General features: G+C 49.2%; 20 protein-coding genes. 10 read left to right on the top strand and 10 right to left on the bottom strand.

What is annotated here, in order from left to right:
- Positions 1–54 precede the first annotated feature (54 nt).
- From H6F76_RS06060 to H6F76_RS06050, 3 genes are all read right to left on the bottom strand, one after another.
- Entirely contained in the window at positions 55–918 is an 864-nt protein-coding gene (locus H6F76_RS06060) for a metal ABC transporter permease (RefSeq protein ID WP_190506758.1), read from the bottom strand.
- On the bottom strand, positions 918–1,694 hold the full coding sequence (locus H6F76_RS06055; RefSeq protein WP_190506757.1) for a metal ABC transporter ATP-binding protein: 777 nt from the start codon (positions 1,692–1,694) through the stop codon (positions 918–920). The genes H6F76_RS06060 and H6F76_RS06055 overlap by 1 nt, the downstream gene beginning before the upstream one ends.
- A 169-nt stretch (positions 1,695–1,863) precedes the next feature.
- Entirely contained in the window at positions 1,864–2,859 is a 996-nt protein-coding gene (locus H6F76_RS06050) for a metal ABC transporter substrate-binding protein (RefSeq protein ID WP_190506756.1), read from the bottom strand.
- A gap of 838 nt (positions 2,860–3,697) precedes the next feature.
- On the opposite strand from H6F76_RS06050, the gene H6F76_RS06045 reads away from it, so the two are divergent.
- Positions 3,698–4,120, top strand: coding sequence for a response regulator (locus tag H6F76_RS06045; protein WP_190450893.1), 423 nt, complete (start codon positions 3,698–3,700; stop codon positions 4,118–4,120).
- Positions 4,121–4,267: 147 nt separating this feature from the next.
- Here H6F76_RS06045 and H6F76_RS30930 read toward each other — a convergent pair whose 3' ends face one another.
- A complete protein-coding gene (locus H6F76_RS30930) occupies positions 4,268–5,365 on the bottom strand; it encodes a M23 family metallopeptidase (RefSeq protein WP_277881193.1) in 1,098 nt (365 codons plus the stop codon).
- A gap of 345 nt (positions 5,366–5,710) precedes the next feature.
- On the opposite strand from H6F76_RS30930, the gene pgeF reads away from it, so the two are divergent.
- Together pgeF and H6F76_RS06030 are read left to right on the top strand one after the other, a co-directional pair.
- Positions 5,711–6,493, top strand: a complete 783-nt coding sequence (gene pgeF, locus H6F76_RS06035; protein ID WP_190507077.1) for a peptidoglycan editing factor PgeF — start codon at positions 5,711–5,713, stop codon at positions 6,491–6,493.
- Between the two features lie 703 nt (positions 6,494–7,196).
- Complete coding sequence (locus H6F76_RS06030; protein WP_190506755.1) at positions 7,197–9,071, top strand: serine/threonine-protein kinase; 1,875 nt, start codon at positions 7,197–7,199, stop codon at positions 9,069–9,071.
- Positions 9,072–9,208: 137 nt separating this feature from the next.
- Here the strand turns inward: H6F76_RS06030 and H6F76_RS06025 are convergent, their stop codons facing one another.
- Both H6F76_RS06025 and gorA read right to left on the bottom strand, forming a co-directional pair.
- A complete protein-coding gene (locus H6F76_RS06025) occupies positions 9,209–9,751 on the bottom strand; it encodes a Dps family protein (RefSeq protein ID WP_190506754.1) in 543 nt (180 codons plus the stop codon).
- A 115-nt stretch (positions 9,752–9,866) separates the two neighbouring features.
- Positions 9,867–11,225 (bottom strand): glutathione-disulfide reductase, encoded by a 1,359-nt coding sequence (gene gorA, locus H6F76_RS06020; protein ID WP_190506753.1) that lies wholly within the window; start codon positions 11,223–11,225, stop codon positions 9,867–9,869.
- A gap of 766 nt (positions 11,226–11,991) precedes the next feature.
- Between gorA and H6F76_RS06015 the strand changes: the two genes are divergently transcribed.
- Together H6F76_RS06015 and wecB are read left to right on the top strand one after the other, a co-directional pair.
- Positions 11,992–12,366 carry a hypothetical protein gene (locus H6F76_RS06015; protein ID WP_190450903.1) on the top strand — a complete coding sequence of 125 codons (375 nt, stop codon included), beginning with the start codon at positions 11,992–11,994 and terminating at the stop codon, positions 12,364–12,366.
- A 244-nt stretch (positions 12,367–12,610) separates the two neighbouring features.
- Positions 12,611–13,726, top strand: a complete 1,116-nt coding sequence (gene wecB, locus H6F76_RS06005) for a UDP-N-acetylglucosamine 2-epimerase (non-hydrolyzing) (RefSeq protein ID WP_190506749.1) — start codon at positions 12,611–12,613, stop codon at positions 13,724–13,726.
- 2 nt (positions 13,727–13,728) lie between these two features.
- On the opposite strand, the gene H6F76_RS06000 is transcribed toward wecB, so the two are convergent.
- The 4 genes from H6F76_RS06000 to H6F76_RS05985 form a co-directional block, all read right to left on the bottom strand.
- Positions 13,729–14,013, bottom strand: coding sequence for a hypothetical protein (locus tag H6F76_RS06000; RefSeq protein ID WP_190450907.1), 285 nt, complete (start codon positions 14,011–14,013; stop codon positions 13,729–13,731).
- 233 nt (positions 14,014–14,246) lie between these two features.
- Complete coding sequence (locus H6F76_RS05995) at positions 14,247–15,653, bottom strand: ABC transporter substrate-binding protein (protein ID WP_190506747.1); 1,407 nt, start codon at positions 15,651–15,653, stop codon at positions 14,247–14,249.
- Between the two features lie 557 nt (positions 15,654–16,210).
- A complete protein-coding gene (locus tag H6F76_RS05990) occupies positions 16,211–17,488 on the bottom strand; it encodes an aminotransferase class I/II-fold pyridoxal phosphate-dependent enzyme (RefSeq protein WP_190450917.1) in 1,278 nt (425 codons plus the stop codon).
- 231 nt (positions 17,489–17,719) lie between these two features.
- Entirely contained in the window at positions 17,720–18,886 is a 1,167-nt protein-coding gene (locus tag H6F76_RS05985) for an aromatic ring-hydroxylating dioxygenase subunit alpha (RefSeq protein ID WP_190506745.1), read from the bottom strand.
- Positions 18,887–19,199: 313 nt separating this feature from the next.
- On the opposite strand from H6F76_RS05985, the gene H6F76_RS05980 reads away from it, so the two are divergent.
- The 5 genes from H6F76_RS05980 to H6F76_RS05960 all read left to right on the top strand — a co-directional run bounded on the left by H6F76_RS05980 (position 19,200) and on the right by H6F76_RS05960 (position 24,278).
- Positions 19,200–19,703 carry a sterol desaturase family protein gene (locus H6F76_RS05980; RefSeq protein WP_190506742.1) on the top strand — a complete coding sequence of 168 codons (504 nt, stop codon included), beginning with the start codon at positions 19,200–19,202 and terminating at the stop codon, positions 19,701–19,703.
- Between the two features lie 97 nt (positions 19,704–19,800).
- The gene (locus tag H6F76_RS05975) at positions 19,801–20,130 is read left to right on the top strand and encodes an Mpo1-like protein (RefSeq protein WP_190451102.1); all 330 of its coding nucleotides are present in this window, start codon (positions 19,801–19,803) and stop codon (positions 20,128–20,130) included.
- Positions 20,131–20,424: 294 nt separating this feature from the next.
- Complete coding sequence (locus tag H6F76_RS05970; protein WP_190506740.1) at positions 20,425–21,831, top strand: amidohydrolase family protein; 1,407 nt, start codon at positions 20,425–20,427, stop codon at positions 21,829–21,831.
- A 178-nt stretch (positions 21,832–22,009) separates the two neighbouring features.
- Positions 22,010–23,257, top strand: coding sequence for an FtsX-like permease family protein (locus H6F76_RS05965; RefSeq protein WP_190506738.1), 1,248 nt, complete (start codon positions 22,010–22,012; stop codon positions 23,255–23,257).
- Positions 23,258–23,633: 376 nt separating this feature from the next.
- Positions 23,634–24,278: an ABC transporter ATP-binding protein gene (locus H6F76_RS05960; RefSeq protein ID WP_242033621.1), complete on the top strand. Its 645-nt coding sequence runs from the start codon at positions 23,634–23,636 to the stop codon at positions 24,276–24,278.
- Positions 24,279–24,292: the final 14 nt, after the last annotated feature.

Here is a 24,292-nt window from a genome sequence, read left to right as displayed (position 1 = left end):
GGTTCGGTAAGGTAGCACTTATGGCGACAGAAAAGAAATAGGCGTATGAGAAAGTTATTGGTTGGGAGCCGATTCGGTAACAGTTTGAGCTTTAGCCAGTAAGCCATGCTTGGGTGCAAAAACCATTGCTATCACAAAGAGCAACGTTTGCAGTACAACAATACAGCCGCCCGTAGCGCCATCAATGTAGTAGCTGATATAAGTGCCTATAACGCTAGAAAAAACGCCAGAAGCCATTGCAATCAGCACCATATAATCAAAGCGATCGCTCAACAAATATGCAGTTGCACCCGGAGTTACTAACATAGCAACGACTAAGATGATACCAACAGTTTGAAGCCCTGCAACGGCAGTCAGTGACAACAAAGACAGCAAAACGTAGTACAGAAACGTTGTGTTTAAACCGATCGATCGGGCATGGGTTGGATCAAAGCAAAACAAAATTAAATCTTTGCGTAACAGTGCCAGCGTTGCTAACGTAATGACACTAATAATCACCGTTTGAACAATATCAGCATCCGAAATGCCTAGAACGTTGCCAAAGAGAATATGAGTCAAGTCAATGGAACTTCTGACTTTAGAAACGAGCACTAAACCTAAGGCGAAAAAGCCGGTAAACACTAACCCAATAACCGTATCTTCTTTAACACGAGTTTTCACCTTGATAAAGCCGATCGTAATGACTGAACCAACGCCAAAGACAAACGCGCCAACTGCAAGGGGAAGGTTCAGCATATAAGCAATGACAACTCCTGGCATGACGGCATGAGAAACAGCATCGCCCATCAAAGCCCATCCCTTTAAAGTCATGTAGCAAGAGAGTGCTGAACAGACCATTCCTACTAGAGCACTTACACAAATTGCCCTTACCATGAACTCACTCTGCAACGGTGCCGAAAACCACTGAACTAAATCCATCACTGCTCCTCTTGCTTACCCGGAGTTAATTTATTTTTCGTCAGGGACAAATCGATCACTGAACCACCAAAGGTGCGGGAAAGATTTTCTTCTGTAAAGACATCTGAAGTTTCGCCATACGCCAGAATTGTGCGGTTAATCAACACGACCTGATCACAAAAGGTGGTGATAGAGGCTAAATCATGGGTGGAAAGCAGTACTGTGTGACTGGTCTGACGCAGTTCCATCAGCAGTCTAATCATTGTTTTCTCGGTTTTGACATCAACGCCAGCAAACGGCTCATCTAGAAGTAACACGGTTGCTTGTTGCGCTAAAGCGCGTGCAAAGAAGGTACGTTTCCGTTGTCCACCCGATAGTTCTCCAATTTGGCGATCGCGCAACTCCCACATTTCGACTCGCTCCAGGCTATCCCGCACAGCCTGTTTATCAGACGATCGCGGCATACGCAGAAAATTCATGTAGCCGTAGCGCCCCATCATCACCACATCCTGAACGCTCACCGGAAAATCCCAGTCCACCTCTTCTGCCTGGGGGACATAAGCAACCAAATTCTGTTTTTGGACGCGATGAATCGGCAACCCATTTACCAACACTCGCCCATGCACGGGTTTGACGAAACCCATGACTGCCTTAAACAGCGTAGACTTGCCTGCACCGTTCATCCCTACCAAGCCACAAATGGTTCCTGCTTTGAGCTGTAACGAAGCGCTGTGTAACGCTACTTTGCCATGATAGGCAACGGTTACATTCTCAATATCGAGGCTGACTGCGGCCATTTTTTCTTCCCTAAAAAGCTCTTAAAAGTCCTACTATCTGTAGCAAAACGCTCAGTTCCCTCTTAAACCCTCTTTCAAAAGAGAGACTTAACGATTGCTTCCACCTTTTGAAAGTGATAGGGGCGATCGCTCAGTGCTTCACATTACATCTAGCCCTTTAAACACGTTCTTAACTGCCTTGTAGACCTTTAATCAATGTGGTGACGTTATATTCTAAAAGCTTGAGATAAGTTGATGCCGGACCATCGGAGGCAGACAGGGAATCGACATAAAACACCCCTGCAAACGTTGCCCCAGATTCTTTTGCCACTTGAAGCTGCACTTTGTTGCTGACTGTACTCTCACAGAAAACGGCTGGAACCTGATTTGCTTTAACGGTATTAATCACTCGTTCCACTTGTCTGGGCACGGCTTGCTGTTCGGCATTGACAGGCCAGAGATAGATCTCCTTCAAGCCATAGTCACGGGCAAGATAGGAGAATGCGCCCTCACAACTGACGATATAGCGTTTGTCAGGTGGGATCGCTGCAAGAGCTTGCTGGAGCTTTGCATCGATCGCCCGAATTTGTTTACTGTAGGCTGCCGCGTTCGTAGTGTAGGTAGCCGCATTCACTGGATCGAGGTTCACTAGTGCTTTGCGAATATTTTCGACGTAGATCAAGGCATTCTGCGGCGACATCCAGGCATGTGGATTGGGTTTGCCTTGAGCAGCCTCGTCTGCAATGTTGATCGATTGAATGCCCTCGCTTAAGGTCAGATGAGTGACCTGAGGGAAACGGCTGTAAAATCTCTCTGCCCAGCGTTCTAAGTCCAAACCGTTGTCTAGAATGAGAGCTGCACCTCGTCCTCGTTCCAGATCGCTAGGAGTCGGTTCATAACCGTGAATCTCTGCCCCGGTTTTAGTAATTGACTCCACAATTGCCTTCTCACCTGCCACGTTCTGTGCCATGTCTGCTAGCACAGTAAATGTAGTGAGAATGATTTTTTTACCTTCTCTAGCTGAATCGGTAGCAGTGGTAGGGCGAGAGCCTTCACCCGATCGAGTTTGCGTTGAAGGGGACGTGTTACACCCAGTCAGCCAAACCCCTAATAATAGCCCTAGCACCCCAAGGTGGAAGTGTTTCAAGGCTCGAAAGCCTTTGACAGAGGCAAGCTTATGATCCATTGCCACTTTCATAATTGTTTCATTTTTAAACGTAGCATGAACCAAGCAGGATCAAAGCCTGACGCAATCAGGGATTGGAGATCAAGCCCCACAAATCTTCCACGCTAAGATAGCCTGCATCCAGTCAAGGTCGCTTACAGCAGCTTTGAGGAGCATAAGGAACGATCATTAGGGGCGATCGTGGCACTCTGTAGCGCTGTCTCTACCCTACCCCTTGGCAGCACCACTGCCTTTTCTAGTGTTATAGCTCTAGTGTTACAGAGGTTGCAGACATTACAGAGCTTAGATTAGCGCTGTTGCTAACTCCACCTACAACTACCAACTTGGGCTACCAGAGTACAGTGATTCCCAGATGGATTGATCAGTCTAGGGGCAGACTACAACTTGGCTTTTCAGCAAACCGCCTAATGTACGCTCACGTTCAAACTTGGTTTGAACTTGGTGAGGTTGGAGGTTTGAGAACATTGAGTGAAGGTTCAGCTTAGCAAGTATTTTTTGAAAGTAAACACGTCAATCTAGTAAGGCGATGAAACGGCGTGAGTTAAGAACGTGCTGTGATGCAAACGACAACTCTGCAAAGCAAGACTTCACCGGAATTTACAAGCATTCTACTTTCAGCAGTACGCATTCCGTTCTTCGCTTTTGTATGTAAAATTGGTGAATGTGGTTCAAGAGATGAGCATTAGCTTTACCAGCTTGCCGTATTTCTGCTTAGGTGGAGTTGCAACCTGATAAGTATCGTCAGATGATTAGCCAAAAGCGCCAATTAGCCGCTGGAGGAACTTCGTCCGCTCTCCTTCAGAGAACGCCTAACGGTTAGATCTTTCCTGAAAAGAGTATGGACAATCAGTCTCTACACCCTGCTGACGCTCAAATCACTTTTCTTGTAGTTGATGATGATCCAGATAATCTTTTGCTCGTTAACTATCAACTGCTACAGCTACTCGATTGCACGGTGATCAGCGCTCAGGATGGTCAGACAGCGTTATCGCTCGCCGAAACGCACCAGCCAAGCTTAATCTTGCTGGATATTATGCTCCCTGAAATGGATGGTTTTGAGGTAGCTCGTTGTTTGAAGCAAAACCCTCAAACGCAGGCAATTCCAATTATTGCAGTCACCGCTATGGCTCGATCGCTCGACCACGATCTGGCGCTTGCCTCAGGCTGTGATGATTACGTTTGTAAACCTTACGAAATAGAAACGTTGGCAGCCGCGATCGAGCGTAACCTGAACCTTTCGTTTTCTTTGCTTATTAACTAAAGAATTTTCATAAGAATAAGCCATCAGTAGCCTAGGTTTAAACCATGCTCTGCCTACTACGGCTAGCGGTTGAAACTTTGGTATAAGTGCTCAGTCAAGCACGCAGTCAAAACCTGACTGCGCGGCATACTTTAAACCGACCAATCCCTAACCTCGAGTTGCTGCTTTCGCTTGAGCAACCTGCATAGTCTTAACTAACTGTGCCAGGGCGTATTCCAACTGTGCCCCTGCATCCATTGCAACCCAACCGTCGGACGTAAGTTGGCGAAACTCAAAGTGCAGATGCGGTCCAGTAGACACGCCTGTGCTGCCGACACGCCCAATGACCATACCTTGCTTCACTACTTCGCCTGGTTTAACGAAGATTTCGGAGAGATGGGCATAAAGGGTTTGTTGCGTACCTTTATTGTGGTCTAGAGCAACAGAAAGACCGTAACCGCCGAGGAAGTCAGCGATCGCCACTTTGCCAGCGTAAGCTGCTAATACAGGTGTGCCTAAGGGCGCTGCCAAGTCGGTACCGGAATGAAACCGTTGAGTGCCCGACACAGGATGCACGCGCCAGCCAAACAGTGAGGAAATAGGCGCAGGAATAGAGAGCGGAAAAATCAGGCGAATATTACCATTGCCTAAGCGTCCCGAAGGGCGTGCCGTGCGCTTGTAATAGGTTTGCCATGTAGGAGTTTGCGATGCAAAGGCAGTGGTTGTGCCAAGCCCAGCCACACTCATGCCACCAGAACTCGTGTTGCCAGAACTACTAATGCTAGATGCGGCTCTATCTGCTGTCACCTTAGCGTTAGCAGCCTGCCAGCGATCGTCTAACGAGCAGGGACTACCATTTAGCAGTTGCCCGCTTTGCAAAACGGCACGGCATCCGGTTGAACGCTCCGATAGCACAATGGAGGTCGGTGCATCATAACCATCGTTATAATCAGGACGCGCAGATGGCGTGGTTAGCTGAACGCTTTGAGGCTGGACGCTTAGAGGTTCCGGCGCTGGTGCAGTAGGTGCAACAAAAACAGGTGCCGATACTTCTGGTGGTGCGAGGTCTCGTTGGTTTGTAGAGTCGATCGGGGCTGAATTAAGATCCACCGATGGCATTGAGGGGGCAGTCAACACATCATCCGCCGACCCTTGCGCTAGCGCCATGCCGCTACTGAGTAACCCAAAACTCCCAATCCAACCCAAGCCACGCACTAGCACACGGTATCGACGATTCAGCAGCGTTGGATGAGTGTTTAGAGTCATGTGGAGATCCTGAGGGACGATCGGGTTGGTGCTGTCAGCTTAGTCGTGAAGGTAGACGGCTTAGTTCCGCAAGCGGCAATGGACTTTAGCTTTAAGCCTAAAGTATCCATTGAGATTGCTTTAGGATACGGTTGTAAACGTTGCAGTTGCAATAGCAGTGAAGGTTTTCACTCTTGATTCCAGCCTGAAGGTCGCCCTTCATTGAGCTGCGGCTATTGTAGAGGCGTAGTAGCGCTTCTTGAACCAAAGCGTTAACGACCTCGACTATTGTACCTGTCTTTGAAGAACCGTCTTCAGTAAGAACACATTCAGTCGGTTTTGTGTCCCTTGTTTTCTTCATACCATATGCATACCTGGCATTGGCGTACCTGGAATGAACTGCCGTACTTAACTTGTAGCCTTTTAGAGCCGTGGTCACATGGCTTTTTTACGCAACAGTTTTGGCAGCGATCGCCCAACGAACTAACCGAAATTTTGCAACCAACGGCACAAGCCTATCGAGCCAAGCAGGTGCATGGTAATACAGTTCTGTCACCGTCTGAAGTGGCATCACTCGCGATCGATGACGAAACGCCCTCGGCAGATGGACTTATAACAGAACGAGGCAATCAGGCAGTTTGGGCGTGTAGCGCTGATTGCACGCCTGTTTTGATTGCTGATGCTGTGACTGGGCAGGTTGCAGCCGTTCACGCTGGTTGGCGAGGCACTGCGCTAAAAATTGTGCCCCACGCGATCGCCCGTTTGCAGGCACAGGGTAGCCAGTTACAAAATCTGCGTGTGGCAATGGGTCCTGCGATCGCTGGCAAGGTGTACCAAGTCTCTGAACACGTGGCGGCTGAGGTAGGAGCGACCGTTGTTGCTCCTGACACTAGCGATCCATCTACGCTGCTCTACGCCCTGCACCAACTACCCAATTCCCCACTGCTCACTGATCCGGAACCAGGACGGGTACGGTTAGATGTGCGTCGCATCAACGCCTTGCAGTTAGAGCAACTGGGCATCCATGCCGAACAAGTAGCGATCGCGCCTTATTGCACCTATCAAACCCCCGATTGTTTTTTTTCGTATCGTCGTAGCCGCGAGAAGAAAGCCCAGTGGTCTGGCATTGTCAGCCAATCAATGAACTAACCACTGCTCTATTCATATGACGCCAGGAGTATTAGCGCTCACTGTAAAAGTCAATGGCAGCAAAGTTAGGGGCAGAACAGTCAGTGGCAGAAAACGTTCTCATGTCATTCGCTAAAGCTAGCGGTCAACTCTAACCAAAAGCGCGATCGCTCCTCCGCTTTAGGGGCATCACTGTTTTTAAAAGCCAATGCCTTGCGAGATTTGGCAATGCAAGAGGCTCAGGACGATCGCGCTTCGCTTAAGAGACCAGGTTTCAACTGCGCTCAATGCATCTTATAAGTAATTACGCCCAGCTACTTAGCTAAACGGAGTGCTGTTGGGTTACCTGAGCGATCGACGTACCCAGTTGAAAAACTGGGTGAATCGGTGAGTAGAAGTGGCGTCATCACACAGTATTATGGCAAGGCATTAGGGTGTACTGCTTAAAAGCGTGCTGTTTCAGGCTGTGTTACTTCAAGACTGTTGCCTTTAAGGCGTATAGCTAATTTTTATTGGCCTGTCTATATGCCGTCTAGAGTAGCCTTTGAGCGATCGCACCTACTTTTGCAATGCTACTTGAGTTACACATATCGCTGTGAGTCTTTATCATTGGAAACAAAAAGGAATCTCTCTCGGACATCCTGATTTTAGGGTTGTAGACAGAAAAACTAGGTATGTCTGGCTACCCTGCTGCTTGGTGAACCTGGAGTCGCTTAACTAAACAATGACGCATCAACTTCAACAGGACAGTTCCACCGCTATTGTGGGTAAACGTTACAAGCTCATTAGCCAGCTTGGTGTTGGCGGTTTTGGGCAAACGTTTTTGGCACAAGACCTGCACCTGCCAGATTGCCCTCGCTGCGTAGTCAAACGCCTCCTTGCCAAAACAAACGAGCCAAAAAGCCTGCAAACAGCCAGACGTTTGTTCCACACTGAAGCCAGGGTACTGTACCAACTCGGCAACCACGACCAGATTCCAGCCCTGTTTGCCCATTTTGAGGAGAACCAGGAGTTTTACCTGGTGCAAGAGTTCATCGAAGGTGAACCACTGACTCGGCAGATTATTAAGGGTGAGCAATGGGAAGAAGAGCGAGTCATTACGCTGCTTAAAGATATTCTCGAAGTACTGGTGTTTGTCCACGAGCAGAATGTGATTCACCGTGATGTCAAGCCGTCAAATTTGATGCGCCGCCGCCGTGATGGCAAGTTGGTACTAATTGATTTTGGTGCTGTGAAGCAAGTTAGCGTTCAAGCGGCAGACCCTACTACTGATCATGTTGATTCAACCGTGTCGATCGGCACTCAAGGCTATATTCCAAACGAGCAACTTGCGGGCAAACCACGTTTTAGCAGCGATATCTATGCTGTTGGTTTAGCAGGCATTCAGGCACTTACTGGCGTGCTGCCGCGAGAACTGGGCGAAGATGCTCAAACCAGTGAGCTAGACTGGCGCGTGCATTCGCCAAACGTTAGCAATGAACTGGCAGAAATTCTTGATCGCATGGTGTGCTATGACTTCCGCGATCGTTATCCCACTGCGTTTGAGGCACTGGAAGCACTACGAAGCCTTGCACCTGACCCCACAGCGAAATCATTACAAGCTCTAGCCGCCAATGATTTGGATGTTACTGAGCTTTCTGATGCACCGCACTCATCTGGTCTGGGCACACAGAAGCAGTCAAGCGCCACGCATGATTTCATCTTTATCGACTCCCGAAACACTGACCCCAGAGATGAAACGTTGACGCTCGCTGGCAACACGGCATCCGAGTCATTTCTACGCGGCTTTGAGCCGTCCTTTTTAGCAAAAAAAGTTTCTCCGCTCGAGCGAGTCGCCCACTGGCTTCGGCAACCAACCGTTAGACGAGGAACACTCTTAACAGGCGTAGCTGCAACAGGGGTCATGCTCTTGAGCCTCAAAATTAACCCCTCTCTGCAGTCTATAAGTCAGCCTGGGTTGCCACTTCAGGCAATTACTTATCCTGTTATTAAGCCGTTGCCTGTCTCGACACCTAAACCGCTTTCGCCTGAGCAGAAGGCTGCTAGACTGCTTGACCAGGCAAATAAACAGCACAAAAAACGGCAATACTCACAGGCACTAGCTACCTACGACAAAGTGCTGAAGCTAAAGCCAGAGACCGTAGCGGCGCACTGGGGACGTTGCGATTCCTTAGCGGAGCTAAAACGACCAGATCAGGCGTTGGTTTCATGTAATGATGCCCTTAACCTCAACCCTGATTATGCTGAAGCATTGTGGAGTCAAGGCAAAGCATTAAAACAGCAAGATCGTCTGCTCGAAGCACTTGACTCGTTTGAGCAAGCAACGCTCCTGAAGCCAACGCTTACCAATGCCTGGGTAGAGCAAGGCATGACATTACAAGAATTTGGGCGCTCTGCCGAAGCGATCGATGCGCTAGACATCGCGATCGAACTCAATCGAAACTCTGCCGAAGCCTGGAGTACAAAAGGTGCGGCTCTATGGAATTTAGGGCGTTATGATCAGGCGATCGAGTCGCTGGACAAAGCCCTCCAAATTCAACCGAAAGCAGCGGGTGCCCTTGCTCTACGTCAGCAGGCACGCGAACAGCTAGGCTATTAAAGCCCGCAGCAATTAGCTCGAAAATAGTTTGAATGCCACCGCTTACCGTTTCAACAGCAAGCAATGGCATTCAAGCAAGTTATTCTGCGTTTACTTCTACACTTGTAAGCACATGGCTTGTAGTAAGCACAGACAGTCTAGTTTGCAGCACCTACAGGAAATTTCACACCAGCAGGAGACTGGTTGTCAGGTTCCACTGCTTTACCTTCAATGAAGGAACGTAGCATCCACGCCATTTCTTCGTGCCCTTCCATCAACCCTGTAAGGAAGTCAGCCGTACCCTGGTCATGGAATTCATCAGCACACTGATCAATGTGTTCGCGTAGGTTGCGGATGATCTGTTCGTGATCATCTACCAGATTTGAGACCATTTCGTAAGAAGTTGGCACGCCCTCGGTTTGCTCTTTGATCGAGCCATAACGTAGAAAACCTTCAGCAGTGCCAATGGGATAGTTGCCTAAGGCACGCACACGTTCGGCAGTAGAGTCGATCGTTTGGTTCAAGATTTCGTATTGCTCTTCCCAAATTTGATGGAGTGAACGGAACTCAGGTCCGGTCACATCCCAGTGGTACTTTTTGGTTTTGATCAACAGTAGGTTGGCGTCAGCCAAGTCTTTGTTCAAAAGTTCGCAAACGCCGCGACGTTGCTCTTCCGTTAAGCCAATATTTAGCTTCCGCATTGCTATAGCTCCCATTATCATTGCTCTCTCCAGTTGACCAGATTCACTGCTGAGGAGCATCAACCAGATGAGGGATTGTTGCGGTACAGCAGTTGACTCTTGCGAAAGAGGAAAATTAAGTGGCGCTGGGTGATCGTTCTAGCGAGAAAAACTCTTCCGCTGAAGAGGGATGAATGCCGATCGCTCGTTCCAGCGCTTGCTTCGTGATGCCCATTTGTAGTGAAACACCTAAACTTTGCACAATCTCGCCTGCATGATCTCCAACCATGTGGATGCCTACAACCCGCTCAGTATTAGCTTCTACCACCAGTTTGACCAGGCTTTGCTGCGGTCGATCGGTCAGGCTGTAAAATAACGGTTGAAACTCCGACTGGTAGCACGCGATCGCTCCTCCCAGCTTTTCATGTGCAGTGGCTTCGCTTAACCCTACAGACGCAGCTTCTGGGTCACTACAAACCACTGAGGGTACGTAGTCATAGTGAACGACCTGGGGCTGCTGACCAAAGACAGTATCAGCAAAGGCTTTGCCTTCGGCTTTGGCAACGGGGGTAAGCTGAAGGCGATTGGTACAATCACCCACTGCAAAAATGTGAGGCTGGCTAGTGCGGCTATAATCGTCTACCGCGATCGCCGTTTTTGCTTCCACTCCAGCGTTTTCTAGCCCTAGCTCGTCTAGCTGAGGTGCACGACCAGTGGCACAGAGAACAGTCTCTACTACTAAAGGCGTAGCAGTTTCGCCTTTTAGCAGGACCCGCAAGCCTTCTGGCACAGGCTCGATCGTCTTGATAGTAGTATTACAGAGCGTTTGAATGCCACGATGGTCGAAGGCACGATGCACTGCTGCTGCCAAATCAGCATCAAACCCTGAAAGCAGACAGTGCTCGTGGTTAATCAGCGTTACCTCGCAGCCAAAGCCGTGCAGAATGCTGGCAAATTCAACACCAATATAGCCACCGCCTAAGATGGCAATTTGTTTAGGAAGCGCCCTCAAGTGAAACATCTCGTTAGATGTAAGCGCGTGTTCAATGCCGCTGATCGCAGGCTTAATGCTTTTACCGCCCACCGCGATCAGAATTTTTGCAGCCGTAATTTTGCGATCGCCGATTGCCAACGTATGGGCATCGACAAACGTTGCCCGCTCATTGATAAACTCAACCCCTGCTGTTTGTAGTGCTTGCCTCTGCACCTGCTGCAACCGCTGAATTTCGCGATCTCTCACAGTGACAAACCGTTGCCAGTCAAACTGCTGTTCGCTCTTGCTCCAGCCATAGGCGATCGCATCGCGCTGCAATCGTGCAAACGCTGACGCATAAACCATCAACTTCTTTGGAATGCAACCTCGGTTGACACAGCCTCCACCTGCTTGAGCCTGCTCAGCGATCGCAACCGTTACACCATATTGCGCCGATCGTTTTGCTGCTGCTACACCGCCTGGACCTGCACCAATCACAAACAAATCATAATCGTAGGTCATGCGCTGCTGTCTGAAAGCTTCATTGTTAGCCTAATAACGTTTGCAATTGGGTTAGCCACTTTCCAAAGTAGGAGATTCAAATGTTTATAGCCAAAGGATAAAGGGTGAGGGATGAATAGAAGCCCTTGCTCAAAGGAAGTTTCAAGGTTTATGTCTGTTCTAATGTTCTTTTTGACCACTATCTATGCAGCACGCTGATAGTAGCAACATCCCTTTAGTTCCAGTCGCTTGACTTAACCTTGAAGCAGGCTTTTGTGATTAGAGAATGACATCTCTGCAAGCCTTAAGGCGTTGGGTTTGTAGCAAAGGCTTCATTAGTAAAGTGACGGAAGCGAATAACTGCCTGAACGTAAAAAATTACTTGATGTAGCCCCTGCCAGTAGCTACCCTCCCTCGTAAGAGAGATTACAAGAAGTGATTTTCAGTACAGCTCTGTTAGGAGCGCAAAGCATTATGAGTCAAGAAGTCTAATAGTAATTTCGGTAGAAATGTTACAAAAAGTGCAGTTTTAACAGATAGCAATCTTGTTCCTTTAAGGGCTAATCTGCTGAGTTTGCTGCTAAGAGCGTTGCCTGGTGGTTATCCGTGGCGCTTACAAACCAGTCTCACGAAGGTAAACAATTACTCAAGACTGTAAATTTACACTACAAGGACTCACCTAGCACGAATCTTCTCCCTATACTATGAAGAACTTACGCAACTGGAGCGTGAGGCAACCAGAAAACATTTTGATTAAACCATCAATTCTTTATTTAGGAGGCAATCAATGACATTATCTCAGAGCCAAAGCTTTAGAAATACCTACTATATTTTGGCAATCAAAAGCTTTTTGATCTGGACATTTGCCCTAACGGTTTGTCTGCTCATCATTGGCTTTCCTTTGATTATTCTTATGGTGACGATCGGCTCTTTGCTTGCCGTTGTTTTGCAATCCGTGCTGCCAGTAAGTGCAGTGCTTGTTGTTGCTGGCAGTATTCTTAGCTTTAACGTTTTGGGCATTATGCTAGGCGCTGCTGTCCTGACCTTAAAGGGTGTTCACCCTCAAGATTTAACCTGGTTCCGGTGGTTACATGGCGAAGCTAATCCTCGACACACATCCGTGTATGCAGCCTGCCCGCTGACATGCGATGTGAAAGGATAAGTGGCAACGTCATCTGCAACGCTCTGATCTGTAACATCCCGATATAAGATGAACGAACCCGGTTTTTACCGGGTTTTTTATTGCGTTGGTGCAATGCTGCTCTTGAAGATAACTTTTGGCGAACCTTATCGATCGATGGCTCCTGCAATCGTGCGTCAGGATGTCATCATTAACAGGCAGCGATCGTGGGCAGTCTTGCCTTCAGTTGTTGCCTGTTTTTAGCTCACTCCATTCACTGAACGTCATGCAGAAGACTCCTATCCCAGTCAGCATTATTTTGGGGACGCGCCCAGAAGCAATTAAGCTGGCTCCGGTGATTCAGGCATTCAAAGCTTGCTCAGTTTTTGACACACAGGTCATTCTGACCGGGCAACATCGCGAAATGGTCGATCAGGTGATGGCTTTGTTCGCGTTAACGCCTGATCATGACCTTGCAATCATGCAACCTAACCAAAGCTTGAGTGATATCACTCATCTCACCTTGCGTGGCTTAGAAGCACTCTTTCAAACGCTGCAATCCCGGCTGGTGCTTGTGCAGGGCGATACAACAACGGCATTTGCCGCAGCCTTAGCGGCGTTCTATCAAAAAATTCCCGTGGGGCACGTAGAAGCAGGTTTGCGAACCGATGATCTCTACAATCCGTTTCCAGAAGAAGCAAATCGTCGCCTTGTTTCTCAGATTACTCAATTGCACTTTGCACCCACGGCACTAGCGGTCGAACACCTGGAACGATCGGGTGTTCTGGGTAAGATTTACCAGACGGGCAATACGGTAATTGACGCACTGCTAAAAACGGCAGCACAGCAACCTGCCTGTGATGTACCGAACCTGGAGTGGGGCAAGTATCGGGTTTTGCTGTCAACGGTGCATCGTCGCGAAAACTGGGGTGAACCACTGCAAGCGATCGCTCACAGCTTTCTAAAAATCTTAGAGGCGTTTCCCGATACGGCGCTGCTATTGCCACTACACCGTAATCCTACTGTACGTGAACCGTTACAGGCGATGCTGAGCAAGCATCCTAGAGTCTTTTTGACAGAACCATTGGACTATGCGGCTTTGATCGGCGCGATGCAGCGCTGCTACTTACTGCTGACCGATTCGGGTGGTCTACAGGAAGAAGCGCCGAGTTTAGGTAAGCCCGTTTTGGTGTTGCGAGAGACGACTGAACGCCCCGAAGCAACCATGGCTGGAACTGCCAAATTGGTGGGAACTGACCCCGATCGCGTTTTGGCAGCCGCAGGCGAGCTTTTGAGCAATACAGAGGCTTATCAAGCAATGGCAATGGCAGTCAATCCGTTTGGGAAGGGTGACTCTGCCGAGCAGATTCTAGCGATCGTCAAAGACTACTTTAAGGTTTAGCGTTAGCTATCATCCTCTGGCAGTTCTGGTCGGGGTCGTTCTACCTGATCAAGCAACGCCTTCTTCGACTCTTTGAGTTGTTCCCACAGCTTCTTGATCTCCTTGTAGGCTTCGCCCGGTGGAATTTTGCCGCCTGTTTCTAGACCGCATAGGAGAGAGACCCGTTGAGCAAATTCTTGCAGATTGGCATTGAACGTTAGATGTTCTGGCGTAAATTCACCTCGGTAGGTTGCAGTTGGATAAAAGAATTTTTCCTTTTCTCTTTTGCTGTCAGTGCTTTCTGCCACGTATCTAACCCTTTGAAATAGGACGTTACTCAATTGATCTATTGATGATCACATCTGAATCTTAATCCTCTATAAACGGGCTTGCTACAGTTAAAGCCTGTGATTCTGAATCTTTTTCGCACATGATGCTGACCAGAATACTGAATAAAGCGTATCGTTCTATACGATTGAAAAGCTCTTGAGTACTGGGCGATCGTTGGTTTCAGGCAATCGTCCAGCCATTTAGATGCTATTCACCAAGCGAGGGGGACAAAATCAATGCCTGACCCAAAGCGTTTACCGGGGGCCACTTTTACCAGTTGAATTCCAACACTGCGATCGCCTGATGGCAAAAATCGCACTGGCTCTGATGCCCCTGCTGCTGCAAAGTCGGATGCTGTCAGCGCTTGTTGTACGCCTGAACGAGTGGGATTCCGGGCGATCGCGACGGCAAGTGCTTTCGTCGCATCATACGCAGTGGCAGTCCGCCAGTTCACATCACCACCCCAAAGTTGACGCGACTGTCTGGGAAAAGCAGACTTAAGGTTGCCGTCAATATGCCACGGCACCGCCAGCACCATACCCTCTGCTTGGGTTCCACCAACCTCTAAGGTCTTCGGTGCATAGACATCATCCCCGCCCACTAGACTCAGACGGCGCTGATTAATCTGCACAACCTGAAGTGCCTGATCAAGGGTGCCTGTATTTGCCGCTAGCATCAGCAGTTGAGCCTCCTGTTTCAACGCCTGATTAACTGCCTGAGCGGCGCTAAAATTAGGAGCCGACAAATCAAACTCAGCGGATACTTGCCCACCTGAAAGGGCGATCGCAGTGACAAACTCCGCTTTTAACGATTGGCTGTAGGCACTCTGAGAGTTGAAGAAGACGACTGCCTTTTTTTGCTGCAAACGTTTAATAGCATAGTCTGCCAGCGCTCTTGCTGCAACATAGTCGCTGGGCACTGTCCTAAAGATGTACTTACCGAAACCCGAAAGTTTTACGGTAGAGCTAATGGGAGAGATGCTTACCAATCCACCCGCGTTATAGACATTGCCTGCTGCCAGCGTGACATCGCTGGCGTAGTGACCGATTACTCCCAACACATCAGGCATTTCCACCAGTGTGTTGGCAATTTGTTGAGCTGTATTAGGGTTGTTGTCGTCATTGGTAATTACGACTTTAAGTGGAATCGCCTGCCTGATGGTGTTAAATTCTAGCTGCGCCTGCGCTACTCCCCGCAAAATTTCTAAGCTGCCGTTGGGGTCGCTGCCAATGGGTACGGCTACCGCGATCGTATGAGAACGTTTAGTGCCAATATAGGCATTGTTCAAATAAATCGCCGTTTCAGGTGCATTACGGGCTGATTGCAGCGCCAACTGAAACTGTGCAGTTGCTTCGCCATACTGCTTTGCAGCCATTGCCTGAATGCCTGCCTGTTTTGCCTGTACAAAGACGGGATTATTAGCTTTGCTTTCTGCCTGAACTAAGCTGCGTTCTCCCTGGCTGATACGATCATCAACGGATGTGTTTTCCTGAGTGGTTAGCTGAGAACCAAGCTTGATACCTGCTTTCGGCATTAACCACCAAAAACCGGCACCTAACACCCCAACTGTAAGTAGGAGTGCAAGCACTAGCACTGGCATTTCATTTTTCTGCGACATATACGAACCAGGCAGGATTGAGATAAGGTTACCACTTTGCTCAAGCCTAGAAATCGAGAGGCGCTGTTGGGCAAATGGTCGCTGCTGATCTGCAATACAGCACACATATGATGTTGAAAAATGAACCAGTGGGTAGCTTCCCCTTAATGTCTCTACCGATAGCGATTAGCAGAGCAAAACAGAGCAAACGTGCGATCGCGAATCATCTTTGAGAGATAGGTTGAAAGCCCAGCTTCCTGTCGCTTTAGCGACTACAGCTGTGACTCCACTGACATTAGTGAAGCCTGACCCAAAGAGCTATAACCTGCCACCGTAGGCTTCAAAGCCTCGTTTTAGTAGTCTATGTTGGCGAGTTTTGCCTACGTGGTTGCAGGTTAGACCGCCAGACACTCAAACAACCTCTGATACCAGCTAGCGCCTAGAACCTTCTAGCACCAAAGAGCTGCTTTGGTGCTAACAATAATTTTTTCACTTACTCCGATCGTGCTTTCAAGTTGAAAGGTGGGTGAGGGTCGCTCACCTTTGGGCTAGCGGCTCCTCACAGCTTCTAAGCACGATCAGGCGCTAATGGTGGGCTTGTAAACTAAATCGCGCACTTTGACCATCGTCGTTACTAGACGATCCATGTCTTCCTTTGTATGAAGCGCGTTGACGGTAACGCGAATACGTGGTTTGGCAATGAACCAGATGGGTGAAACCCAAATGCCGTATTCCATGAGCTGCCTAGCATAAAGCTTCGGATTGATTTCAGGCGGCAAGATGACAGGCACTACGTTAGTTTCGCCAATCGCCATAAAGTCATTGGCTGCAAGACTTGCTCGCAGGTAGCGATTGTTTTCTTGTAGCTGCTTAACCCGCTCTGGCTCACGCCGGACAATACGAATGCTTTCTAAAGCGGCAGCAGTCGTTGGCGGCGGTAGCGAAATTGTACCGATCGACGTGGGTGATACATCCAGCAGCGGTTTTAGTTCGGCAACGTGGCTGCTGATGGCAGCTCCGGCTGAAGCAGCAAACTTGGAAAAAGTAGTCATAATCAACGGTACAACGCCCCGTTCCAGGGTCTGCTGAGGGCGAAGTCCAAAGTGTTCGTAGATGCCGCGACCTGTAGCACCGATCGCCCCACTAGCATGAGCCTCATCCATGACAAGGACGCTGCCCTCATAGTTGCTCATGACATCGAGCATCTGCGGCAGGGGCGCAATGTCGCCATCCATCGAAAACACCGCATCAGAAACAACCATGATGCGATCGTCAGGACGGGCATAGCGCTGTAAGCGGCGGGCAAGATCTTCCATATCGCAGTGGCGATACGCACGTACTCGCACCCGTGGATTGTGACCAAACATCTTGCCAGAGCGAGTGCCAGAGTGTGCCAGCGCTGAGACAATGCAGCCGTGATTCAGCACATCGGTCAAAATCAACGTTTCGCGCGTGTGCTGAAAGTTGGGTACTGGAATCGCTAAATGGCAAAAGGCATCAACCAACGCCTGCATCGCCATCCACGCATTGAGAAAAAGCTGAGTATGTGGCAACTCTTTAAATGCCGAAATTTCGTTCTCTAGCTGTCGATGTAGATCAATGCGACCGCTTAACGCTGAAACCGAGCTATTGGACGTACCATACTGCCAAATCGCATCGACGGCTGCCTGCTTAACTGCCTCTTCCTGGGTTAGTCCTAGCACATCGTTTGTGCAGAAGGTGAGAACCGTCCGACGTTTGCCAGTCGCTTCTTCTTCAATGTCTACAAGGTTGCCCTGCTTTTTATGGCAAATGTAGATATCGGGGTCTAGCCCACTCTCGTACCAGCGCTGGATGTACTCCTTAACAACTTGCACAGTAAACTCCTCTCACCTTTTGTAGACAGCCGACTCGCTTCTTGCCCAACAGTATATTTTCCTAGCAAATTATTGGCTATCCAGCCCAACACAATTTTGCATGAATGTTGGCTTGAACTGTATTAACTAGATGCATAGAACGGTATTATGCCAACTTTTGCAGTTGTAGACACAAAGACAGTTATTTTTGAGCGTACTTTAAGGCGCATATAACTGTATGAGTACAATTGCCTACACAGAATCAGGGCGATCGGATCGCTGCTCATCAGGGGCAAAACTGTGCTGCGGAACAGCTACAGAGCGGGAGACGACTGAATCTAATTCTTTGTGCCCATTCATGTTGGTTTGACTAGAACTTTGCGTAAAGCGTTCAAACTGCCGCACGATCAACCGCTGAACAGCAATAATGGCTGGGTTAATCTCAACGTAACGCCGCTGCGGAGACGCTGAATATTGCCGCTGCTCACTCTCCATCATTTCAATGTCCTGAGACAAAAACTTCATCAAGACAAAGCGCTCAAGCAATACTTGCAGCAGCGGCTCAAGCCCTTTGAGTAGCCACTGCGGTAAGCGAATTCTGAAAAAGAAGAGCGCAAACGAGCGACTTTCAACCGGGCTTACTGGCAACCGCATGAGATACAGTGCTGAGATGCCCTGCAAGTTGCTTTGGTAATGAGGATAGCGATACTCTACTGTAATCGGCAAGGTGGTCACTTGGTCAGCCCGTTCACTTAAGCCTAAGAACTTTGCCATACGACCTTTGTAAGATACCTGATATTCTGCCTGGACTGCATGATCAGTTTCATTCAACTTCAGTAGACGCGGGTTAAACCAGCCTTGTAGGTTCTCGTGTAAGAAGCCATGAAACACGTCCATTGAGTTTTCGTTGCATATAGAAAAATGAGCCTGAAAATGACCGCTAATGGGAACTTGCAGCCATCCTGATTCGGCATACTCTTTCATCACAGGTAGCTCATGGTCTGCCGCGATCGCCGCCTCCCCCGGAAACACCCAGATCAAACCATATTTTTCTTGAATTGGATAGCTTCGCGCCTGAGCGCAGGGCAGCTTTTGCCCCTCTAGTAGGTAGGGAATACTAACACATTGACCTGAGGCATTGAACTCCCAACCGTGGTAGCGACACACCAAATGCTGTCCCTGCACTTTACCGCGATGCAGTTCTACGCCCTTATGGGGGCAAGCATCCTCAAGTGCGTGCAAAGTACCGTTGGCATCCCGATAAACCGCGATCGCCTGCTGCCAGATCACAACCTGAATTACTTGCCCCACTGAGATCTGCTTTGCCCAACCAACAGCGTACCAATGGTTGGGGTTGATGCCAGCCTGGCGCACGCCCGATCGAACTGCCTGACTTTTTAAGGTCGTAGCCAGTTCCATTTCTTCCTCCTCCCGCTAGATCGCCTCGCCAACAAGATCGTCTTGCAAGACTATTACGGTTGCATACATTCAGTGCTCAATGATGCTCAACTTGGAGTGCATGATAGCACTTAACCTTTGCTTACAAAAGCCCAGGGTGGGTAAGGGGAGAGGGATGAAGAGTGAAGCATCAGAAGTGAGAGACGTTTTGCATTTCGCATTTTTTGCATTCATGCTGCCTTTTAGCTTCTGCTGTCTGCTTTGCAAGTAGCAAAATCTTGAAATATCCGGTACGCTTCAATTTTGGGTAGGTAGGTGTAAGGAAGGAGAATCTATGCCTGACTTGACGAAAGTGGCGACAGGGCTGGTCTGGTTCACGATCGCCTTTGTACTCGCCAGTCTAGTGGAGTATTGGGTACATCGCCTCATGCACGCACCGCTTCGGCTTGGTGAGCGGCATCGTGACCATCATCGTCGTAATGAGGGGCAAGGCGTTGTGTGGGAATTTTTTGACTACGTGAAGGGCACGTTTGTCGTGATGCTCTTGCTGTTCTTCTTTTCGCTAGAAGCAGGGCTGGGTTGGTTTTTGGGTGGGCTTGCCTTTGCAGCCTTCTCTTCCTACGCCCACCAGCTTCAGCATGAAAACCCTCACAAGTGTTTTTGGATGAAGATGCCTGTCCACTACGTGCATCACAAGTATGGGATGTGGCATCACAACTTTGGGTTGGCGGTAGACTGGTGGGATCACGTTTTTGGCACCTACAAGCTGGTGGATTGGTTGACTGAGGAAGAGTTGAGCCGCCCAGAGCTGGGTTATACCGAGTTGCGTTGGTGGTAGCCTCCCAATTCCAAAGACTTTTGATCGCTCACACGCGTGCATGATTTGTCTGTGGTATCGTGCCAGAACCCTGACTAAACACTTCGGAGGCTATGCCTTGAGCTACTTCCAGGCTGCAAAAGCGCACTTTATTGCGAGTCACCAAAACCCAATTAACCAGGCATTGCACCATCTCACGAATGCTCTGGCGATCGCTGCTATCGTTTATCTCTTTTTGGACTGGCGGATCACGCTGCTTTGCCTGGTGCTGACCCAGGTTTTTGCGCTGGGTGGGCACGCTGTCTTTGAGAAAAATGAACCAGCGTTCGTTAAATATCCCGGCATCACGATCCTGGTAGCAATGTCATGGTCTTTTGAGCGCTGGTTTGGGCTACGTCAAGTTCTAGCCTATTTCAGTCGCACGACTGACATTGAGAAATCAAGTTAGCTAGACGGCTGAATGTAAAGCCAGACGCAATTTAGAGGATGCGGCTGCAAGGCCGGTTGCTCAAGTCAGACCGCTGGGTTGAGTGCTAGGCTCTGCTTTTGCTCTCTTCTAAGCCTTTTTACACTGCTTTTCTCGAAAGCGTAACCATGTGTACAGACGACTTCGATTGACTGTTTGCATGGAACAGTTTGCTGTAAGCAGCATCGCTGACGTAATTTAGCTCAAACGATACAGCCTCAAACTCTATCCTCTCTTCTGATAACCTCTTTCCCCCTAAATTTTAAGGAGAAACGAATGTACGAAGGTCTACCGGTCATTGATGCTGACGCTCACAAGCTAGAGAATCCTCTAGTGCTGCGAGACTACATTGAGCCAGAGTACCGCGATCGCATCGGCTTGGTTGTCGATAGCTTGGGCGACCAACGAGCGAAAGTAATTGATGCCAATCCTGCTACTGGCAAGGCTGACTACCTTCGGATGTTCCCTCAGCCACAGGGCTTGGGCAAAGGCGGCTTCCGCAATCTTCATCCCGACACAACCCTGGGCGCAATGTTCAACAAAGTGCGTCTTCAGCATATGGATCAGGAAGGGGTTGATGTGCAGGTCATTTATGGCACCTTAAACCTGATTTTCTCCAGCTTGTTAGATAAGGATTTAGCGATCGCCCTCTGTAAGGCATACAACAGCTATATTGCCGAAGATTGCCGGGGTTACGATAATCGGCTGAAGGCGATTGGTGTACTTCCTCTACAGGATGTGGATGCTGCCGTTGCCGAAATGTATCGCTGTGTGAACGAACTGGGATTGATTGGTGTGGCAGTGGCACCCAATATGCCGATTCCCCATCCCAAAGCGCCCGATGCCTTTCCTGAAATCCGTACTGGCAAAGCCATTAGCCATCCCGACTTCCGCCCCATTCTGCAAGCTGCCGTTGATTTGAACATCGCGCTGGGCATCCACGGTGGACCTGGCTCGTACATGATGGGCGGTATTTCTGACCATATGGAAACGTTTGTGCTGAACCACATTTTTGTGCAGCGCAACCAGCAGCAGCATGCAATGACCCGCATGGTGTTTGATGGCGCGTTTGAGCAGTTTCCAACCCTGCGCGTTGGCTTTTTAGAAGGTGGCTGTGGCTGGGTGCCTGACCTTGCTCACGCCATGCACGAACATTGGGAAAAACGCATTCGTGACTTCGATCCCAAACATCCCTATCGTCCGTCGCTGATGGATTTCACCAAGCTGATGATTCAGGAGCGTGGTACCCACAACAACACCAACATCATCAGTCAGGCGAAAAGCATCTTTGACTTGATGTGGACAAAGGAAAACGACCCAACCAAAATTGACGATGCGAGTCTGTATGAACATTACGACTTGCGCCACCGTGATCCAATGGATTATTTTGAACGGGGTCAGATCTTTACGTCCTTTGAGTCTGATGATCCAGGTCCTTCCTACCTGCCGATCGGTTTAGGTGAAGCGGGCAAGCACCTGACCTGTTTCTCTGGTGATTATGGGCACTGGGATGGTGTGCTGAAGGATTGTGTTAAAGATGCGGCGACCAGTTCAGACTATGATCGCGACTACCTGGCACTGTTGCTGAGTGGTAACGCGCTAGCGCTCTACGGCGATCGCTTGCGTCAATCGCTTCCTGAGTATTTGAAGTCACAACCTAGCCCCAGCGGTTCTGCTCGTTAAAATAGATCGTCTGTTGGGATGTTCACACAATGTCCCAACAGACACCAGCAAGCTCCTTGAAACCCTGTGTCAATTGTGTTGTCAGACATGCGATCGCTATCAAGGCTACGTCTAACCACTGCACAAGCGCATCTTTAAGCCAAGTTCGCTTCAAATCAGATTCTAAAGCGCACGAATCATGGCATCAATTGCCCGCAAAAATTTGTTTGAAGATATTCCTCGCTTCCTGGTTGCCCAGGCGGGGATTATGTTTGCGGTTAGCCTTGTCACGATCCAGATCGGCATTTTGCATGGCTTCACGCGATCAACTGGTTTGCTCATCGATCAGTCCAGTGCCGATTTGTGGGTTGCGTCTGAAGATATGGTGCATCTGGAGGTGACATCACCCTTACCGCTAGAGCAACTGGTAAAAGTGCGATCGATCGAAGGGGTGCAACGTGCCGAGGCTTTGATGATTCGAGCGGCGCTGTGGCGGGCGGCTGATCGGACGATCGCGCCCATTCGTCTCTATGGTTTTGACCCCAATGGTCAGTTATTTGCCAACTGGAAACTGACTCAAGGTAACATCACTGCCTTAAATACACCCTATACGATGTTGATCGACAAAGCTCAACTGATGGCGCTTAATCTTAAGCAGGTTGGTGACGGTGGCTCGATCGGCTCTCTGCCAGCTACGGTCGTTGGGCTAGCAACAGATACCCAATCAATGGCATCGAGTGCGACAGCGTTTACGTCTCTCGAAACAGCCAATGCTTTCTCTACATCGGGTCTGAGGTCAACCGCAAATATCCGCATTCAAAATGGCGAAGTGGAGGTACTGAATAATGTCGAAGCGGCTCCAGCGCGATCGTCCAAAAACCCGCCACCAGCACCCCGTAAGCTCTCGTTGTCTGACTCAATTACGTTCATTCTGGTTAAGGCAGAGCCAGATCAGGATGTGCAGGCACTACGGCAGCGGTTGGATGCAGCGTTGCCTGGTATCCGCACCCTCACTAAAGCAGAAATGGCGCAGCAAACCCGCGACTATTGGGAAAAGCGGACTGGCGTTGGTTTTATTTTAGGCTTGGGCGCAACAGTTGGCTTTGTCGTTGGCATGGTAGTCGTGAGTCAAATTCTTTACTCTTCAGTGGCAGACCACATTAAAGAGTACGGCACGCTCAAAGCGATGGGCGCATCCGACTGGATTATCTATCGGGTGATTACCGAACAGGCATTATGGATGGCTGTGTTGGGCTATTTGCCAAGCATGGCACTGTGCATCGGTTTGGGCACCTGGACGATGGCAGCCAAAGGGATCATGATTTTGATTAGCCCTGTTACAGCCGCAGGTGTGTTCTGTATTACAGTCGTAATGTGCGTTGGGTCGGCAATGTTTGCGATTCAAAAAGTAACGAGAGTCGATCCTGCGATCGTGTTCAAGGCTTAGACTAGATTCAAAGCGCTGCTTCTAGCTAAAGTGTAGCTACGTCTTAAGGCATACCGTATTAGGCGATGCGAGCCGTAGCTTGAGTTCGTTACACTGTGTATTACACTATGTAGGCAAATTATTAAACTGACGTTCGGGAAAGGGGTTTGGTGCTATGAAGCTAACGTTGACCGTGATGGCGTGCCCTTAGATTTTCGCTTGGTTCTCCTTTAGCTCCTCACTCTTATTAGCTAATCCATGCCTTTCATAACTCTAAACAATGACTGCTTCTCAAGTTAAATTTACTGATTTTATCAACGCTCGTGAGCGGGCTGCATCTCCCCCGATTATTGTGGAACGGTTTCAGGAGCAGGCTGTGGTAGCGAAGGGTGTGGAAATGGTTTACCATACTGGCTCTCATGTCTATCAGGTGTTAAATGGGGTTGATCTAACGATCGAACGGGGCGATATTCAGCTACTGATGGGACCATCTGGTTCTGGTAAGACGACGCTGCTGTCCATTCTGGCTGGTATTCTTACGCCCACAGCCGGTAGCGTCCAACTACTTGGGCAGGAGATTACCCAGATGTCGCGATCGGATCTGGCACACTTCCGTCTGCAAAACATTGGCTTTATCTTTCAGGGCTTTAACTTATTTCCGGCTCTGACCGCTTCTGAAAACGTTGAAGTGGCGCTAAAGGTAAAAGGCGTTCGTGGTTCTGCCAAGCGCCGTCAAATGGCACAGGCATTGCTAGAACAGGTGAAGCTGTGCGATCGCACAAACCATCTGCCACGCGATTTGTCAGGTGGGCAAAAGCAACGAGTGGCAATCGCTCGTGCCCTGGCTGGTGATCCCCAAATTATTATGGCAGACGAGCCAACGGCTGCGCTTGATTCTCACAGTGGGCATGATGTCATTGAACTGCTGCGGCAACTTGCAAAAGAGAGCGATCGCACGGTACTCATTGTCACTCATGACGCCCGCTTAATGGATGTCGCTGATCGAATTGCTTCTTTAGAAGATGGCGTTTTGCAAGGCTAAGGGGAACGTTGTTG

It is taken from the genome of Leptolyngbya sp. FACHB-321 (assembly GCF_014695975.1).
Taxonomy (GTDB): domain Bacteria; phylum Cyanobacteriota; class Cyanobacteriia; order Leptolyngbyales; family Leptolyngbyaceae; genus Stenomitos.
Note: the sequence above shows the minus strand (reverse complement) of the source record. Positions and strands in the feature narration are given on the sequence as shown.

What these genes read in the sequence shown, in the direction of transcription:
- H6F76_RS06060 (WP_190506758.1), bottom strand. Translation starts at nt 918, where the DNA reads ATGGATTTAGTTCAGTGGTTTTCGGCACCGTTGCAGAGTGAGTTCATG.
- H6F76_RS06055 (WP_190506757.1), bottom strand. Translation starts at nt 1,694, where the DNA reads ATGGCCGCAGTCAGCCTCGATATTGAGAATGTAACCGTTGCCTATCAT.
- H6F76_RS06050 (WP_190506756.1), bottom strand. Translation starts at nt 2,859, where the DNA reads ATGGATCATAAGCTTGCCTCTGTCAAAGGCTTTCGAGCCTTGAAACAC.
- H6F76_RS06045 (WP_190450893.1), top strand. Translation starts at nt 3,698, where the DNA reads ATGGACAATCAGTCTCTACACCCTGCTGACGCTCAAATCACTTTTCTT.
- H6F76_RS30930 (WP_277881193.1), bottom strand. Translation starts at nt 5,365, where the DNA reads ATGACTCTAAACACTCATCCAACGCTGCTGAATCGTCGATACCGTGTG.
- pgeF (WP_190507077.1), top strand. Translation starts at nt 5,711, where the DNA reads ATGCATACCTGGCATTGGCGTACCTGGAATGAACTGCCGTACTTAACT.
- H6F76_RS06030 (WP_190506755.1), top strand. Translation starts at nt 7,197, where the DNA reads ATGACGCATCAACTTCAACAGGACAGTTCCACCGCTATTGTGGGTAAA.
- H6F76_RS06025 (WP_190506754.1), bottom strand. Translation starts at nt 9,751, where the DNA reads ATGCGGAAGCTAAATATTGGCTTAACGGAAGAGCAACGTCGCGGCGTT.
- gorA (WP_190506753.1), bottom strand. Translation starts at nt 11,225, where the DNA reads ATGACCTACGATTATGATTTGTTTGTGATTGGTGCAGGTCCAGGCGGT.
- H6F76_RS06015 (WP_190450903.1), top strand. Translation starts at nt 11,992, where the DNA reads ATGACATTATCTCAGAGCCAAAGCTTTAGAAATACCTACTATATTTTG.
- wecB (WP_190506749.1), top strand. Translation starts at nt 12,611, where the DNA reads ATGCAGAAGACTCCTATCCCAGTCAGCATTATTTTGGGGACGCGCCCA.
- H6F76_RS05995 (WP_190506747.1), bottom strand. Translation starts at nt 15,653, where the DNA reads ATGTCGCAGAAAAATGAAATGCCAGTGCTAGTGCTTGCACTCCTACTT.
- H6F76_RS05985 (WP_190506745.1), bottom strand. Translation starts at nt 18,886, where the DNA reads ATGGAACTGGCTACGACCTTAAAAAGTCAGGCAGTTCGATCGGGCGTG.
- H6F76_RS05980 (WP_190506742.1), top strand. Translation starts at nt 19,200, where the DNA reads ATGCCTGACTTGACGAAAGTGGCGACAGGGCTGGTCTGGTTCACGATC.
- H6F76_RS05970 (WP_190506740.1), top strand. Translation starts at nt 20,425, where the DNA reads ATGTACGAAGGTCTACCGGTCATTGATGCTGACGCTCACAAGCTAGAG.
- H6F76_RS05965 (WP_190506738.1), top strand. Translation starts at nt 22,010, where the DNA reads ATGGCATCAATTGCCCGCAAAAATTTGTTTGAAGATATTCCTCGCTTC.
- H6F76_RS05960 (WP_242033621.1), top strand. Translation starts at nt 23,634, where the DNA reads ATGGTTTACCATACTGGCTCTCATGTCTATCAGGTGTTAAATGGGGTT.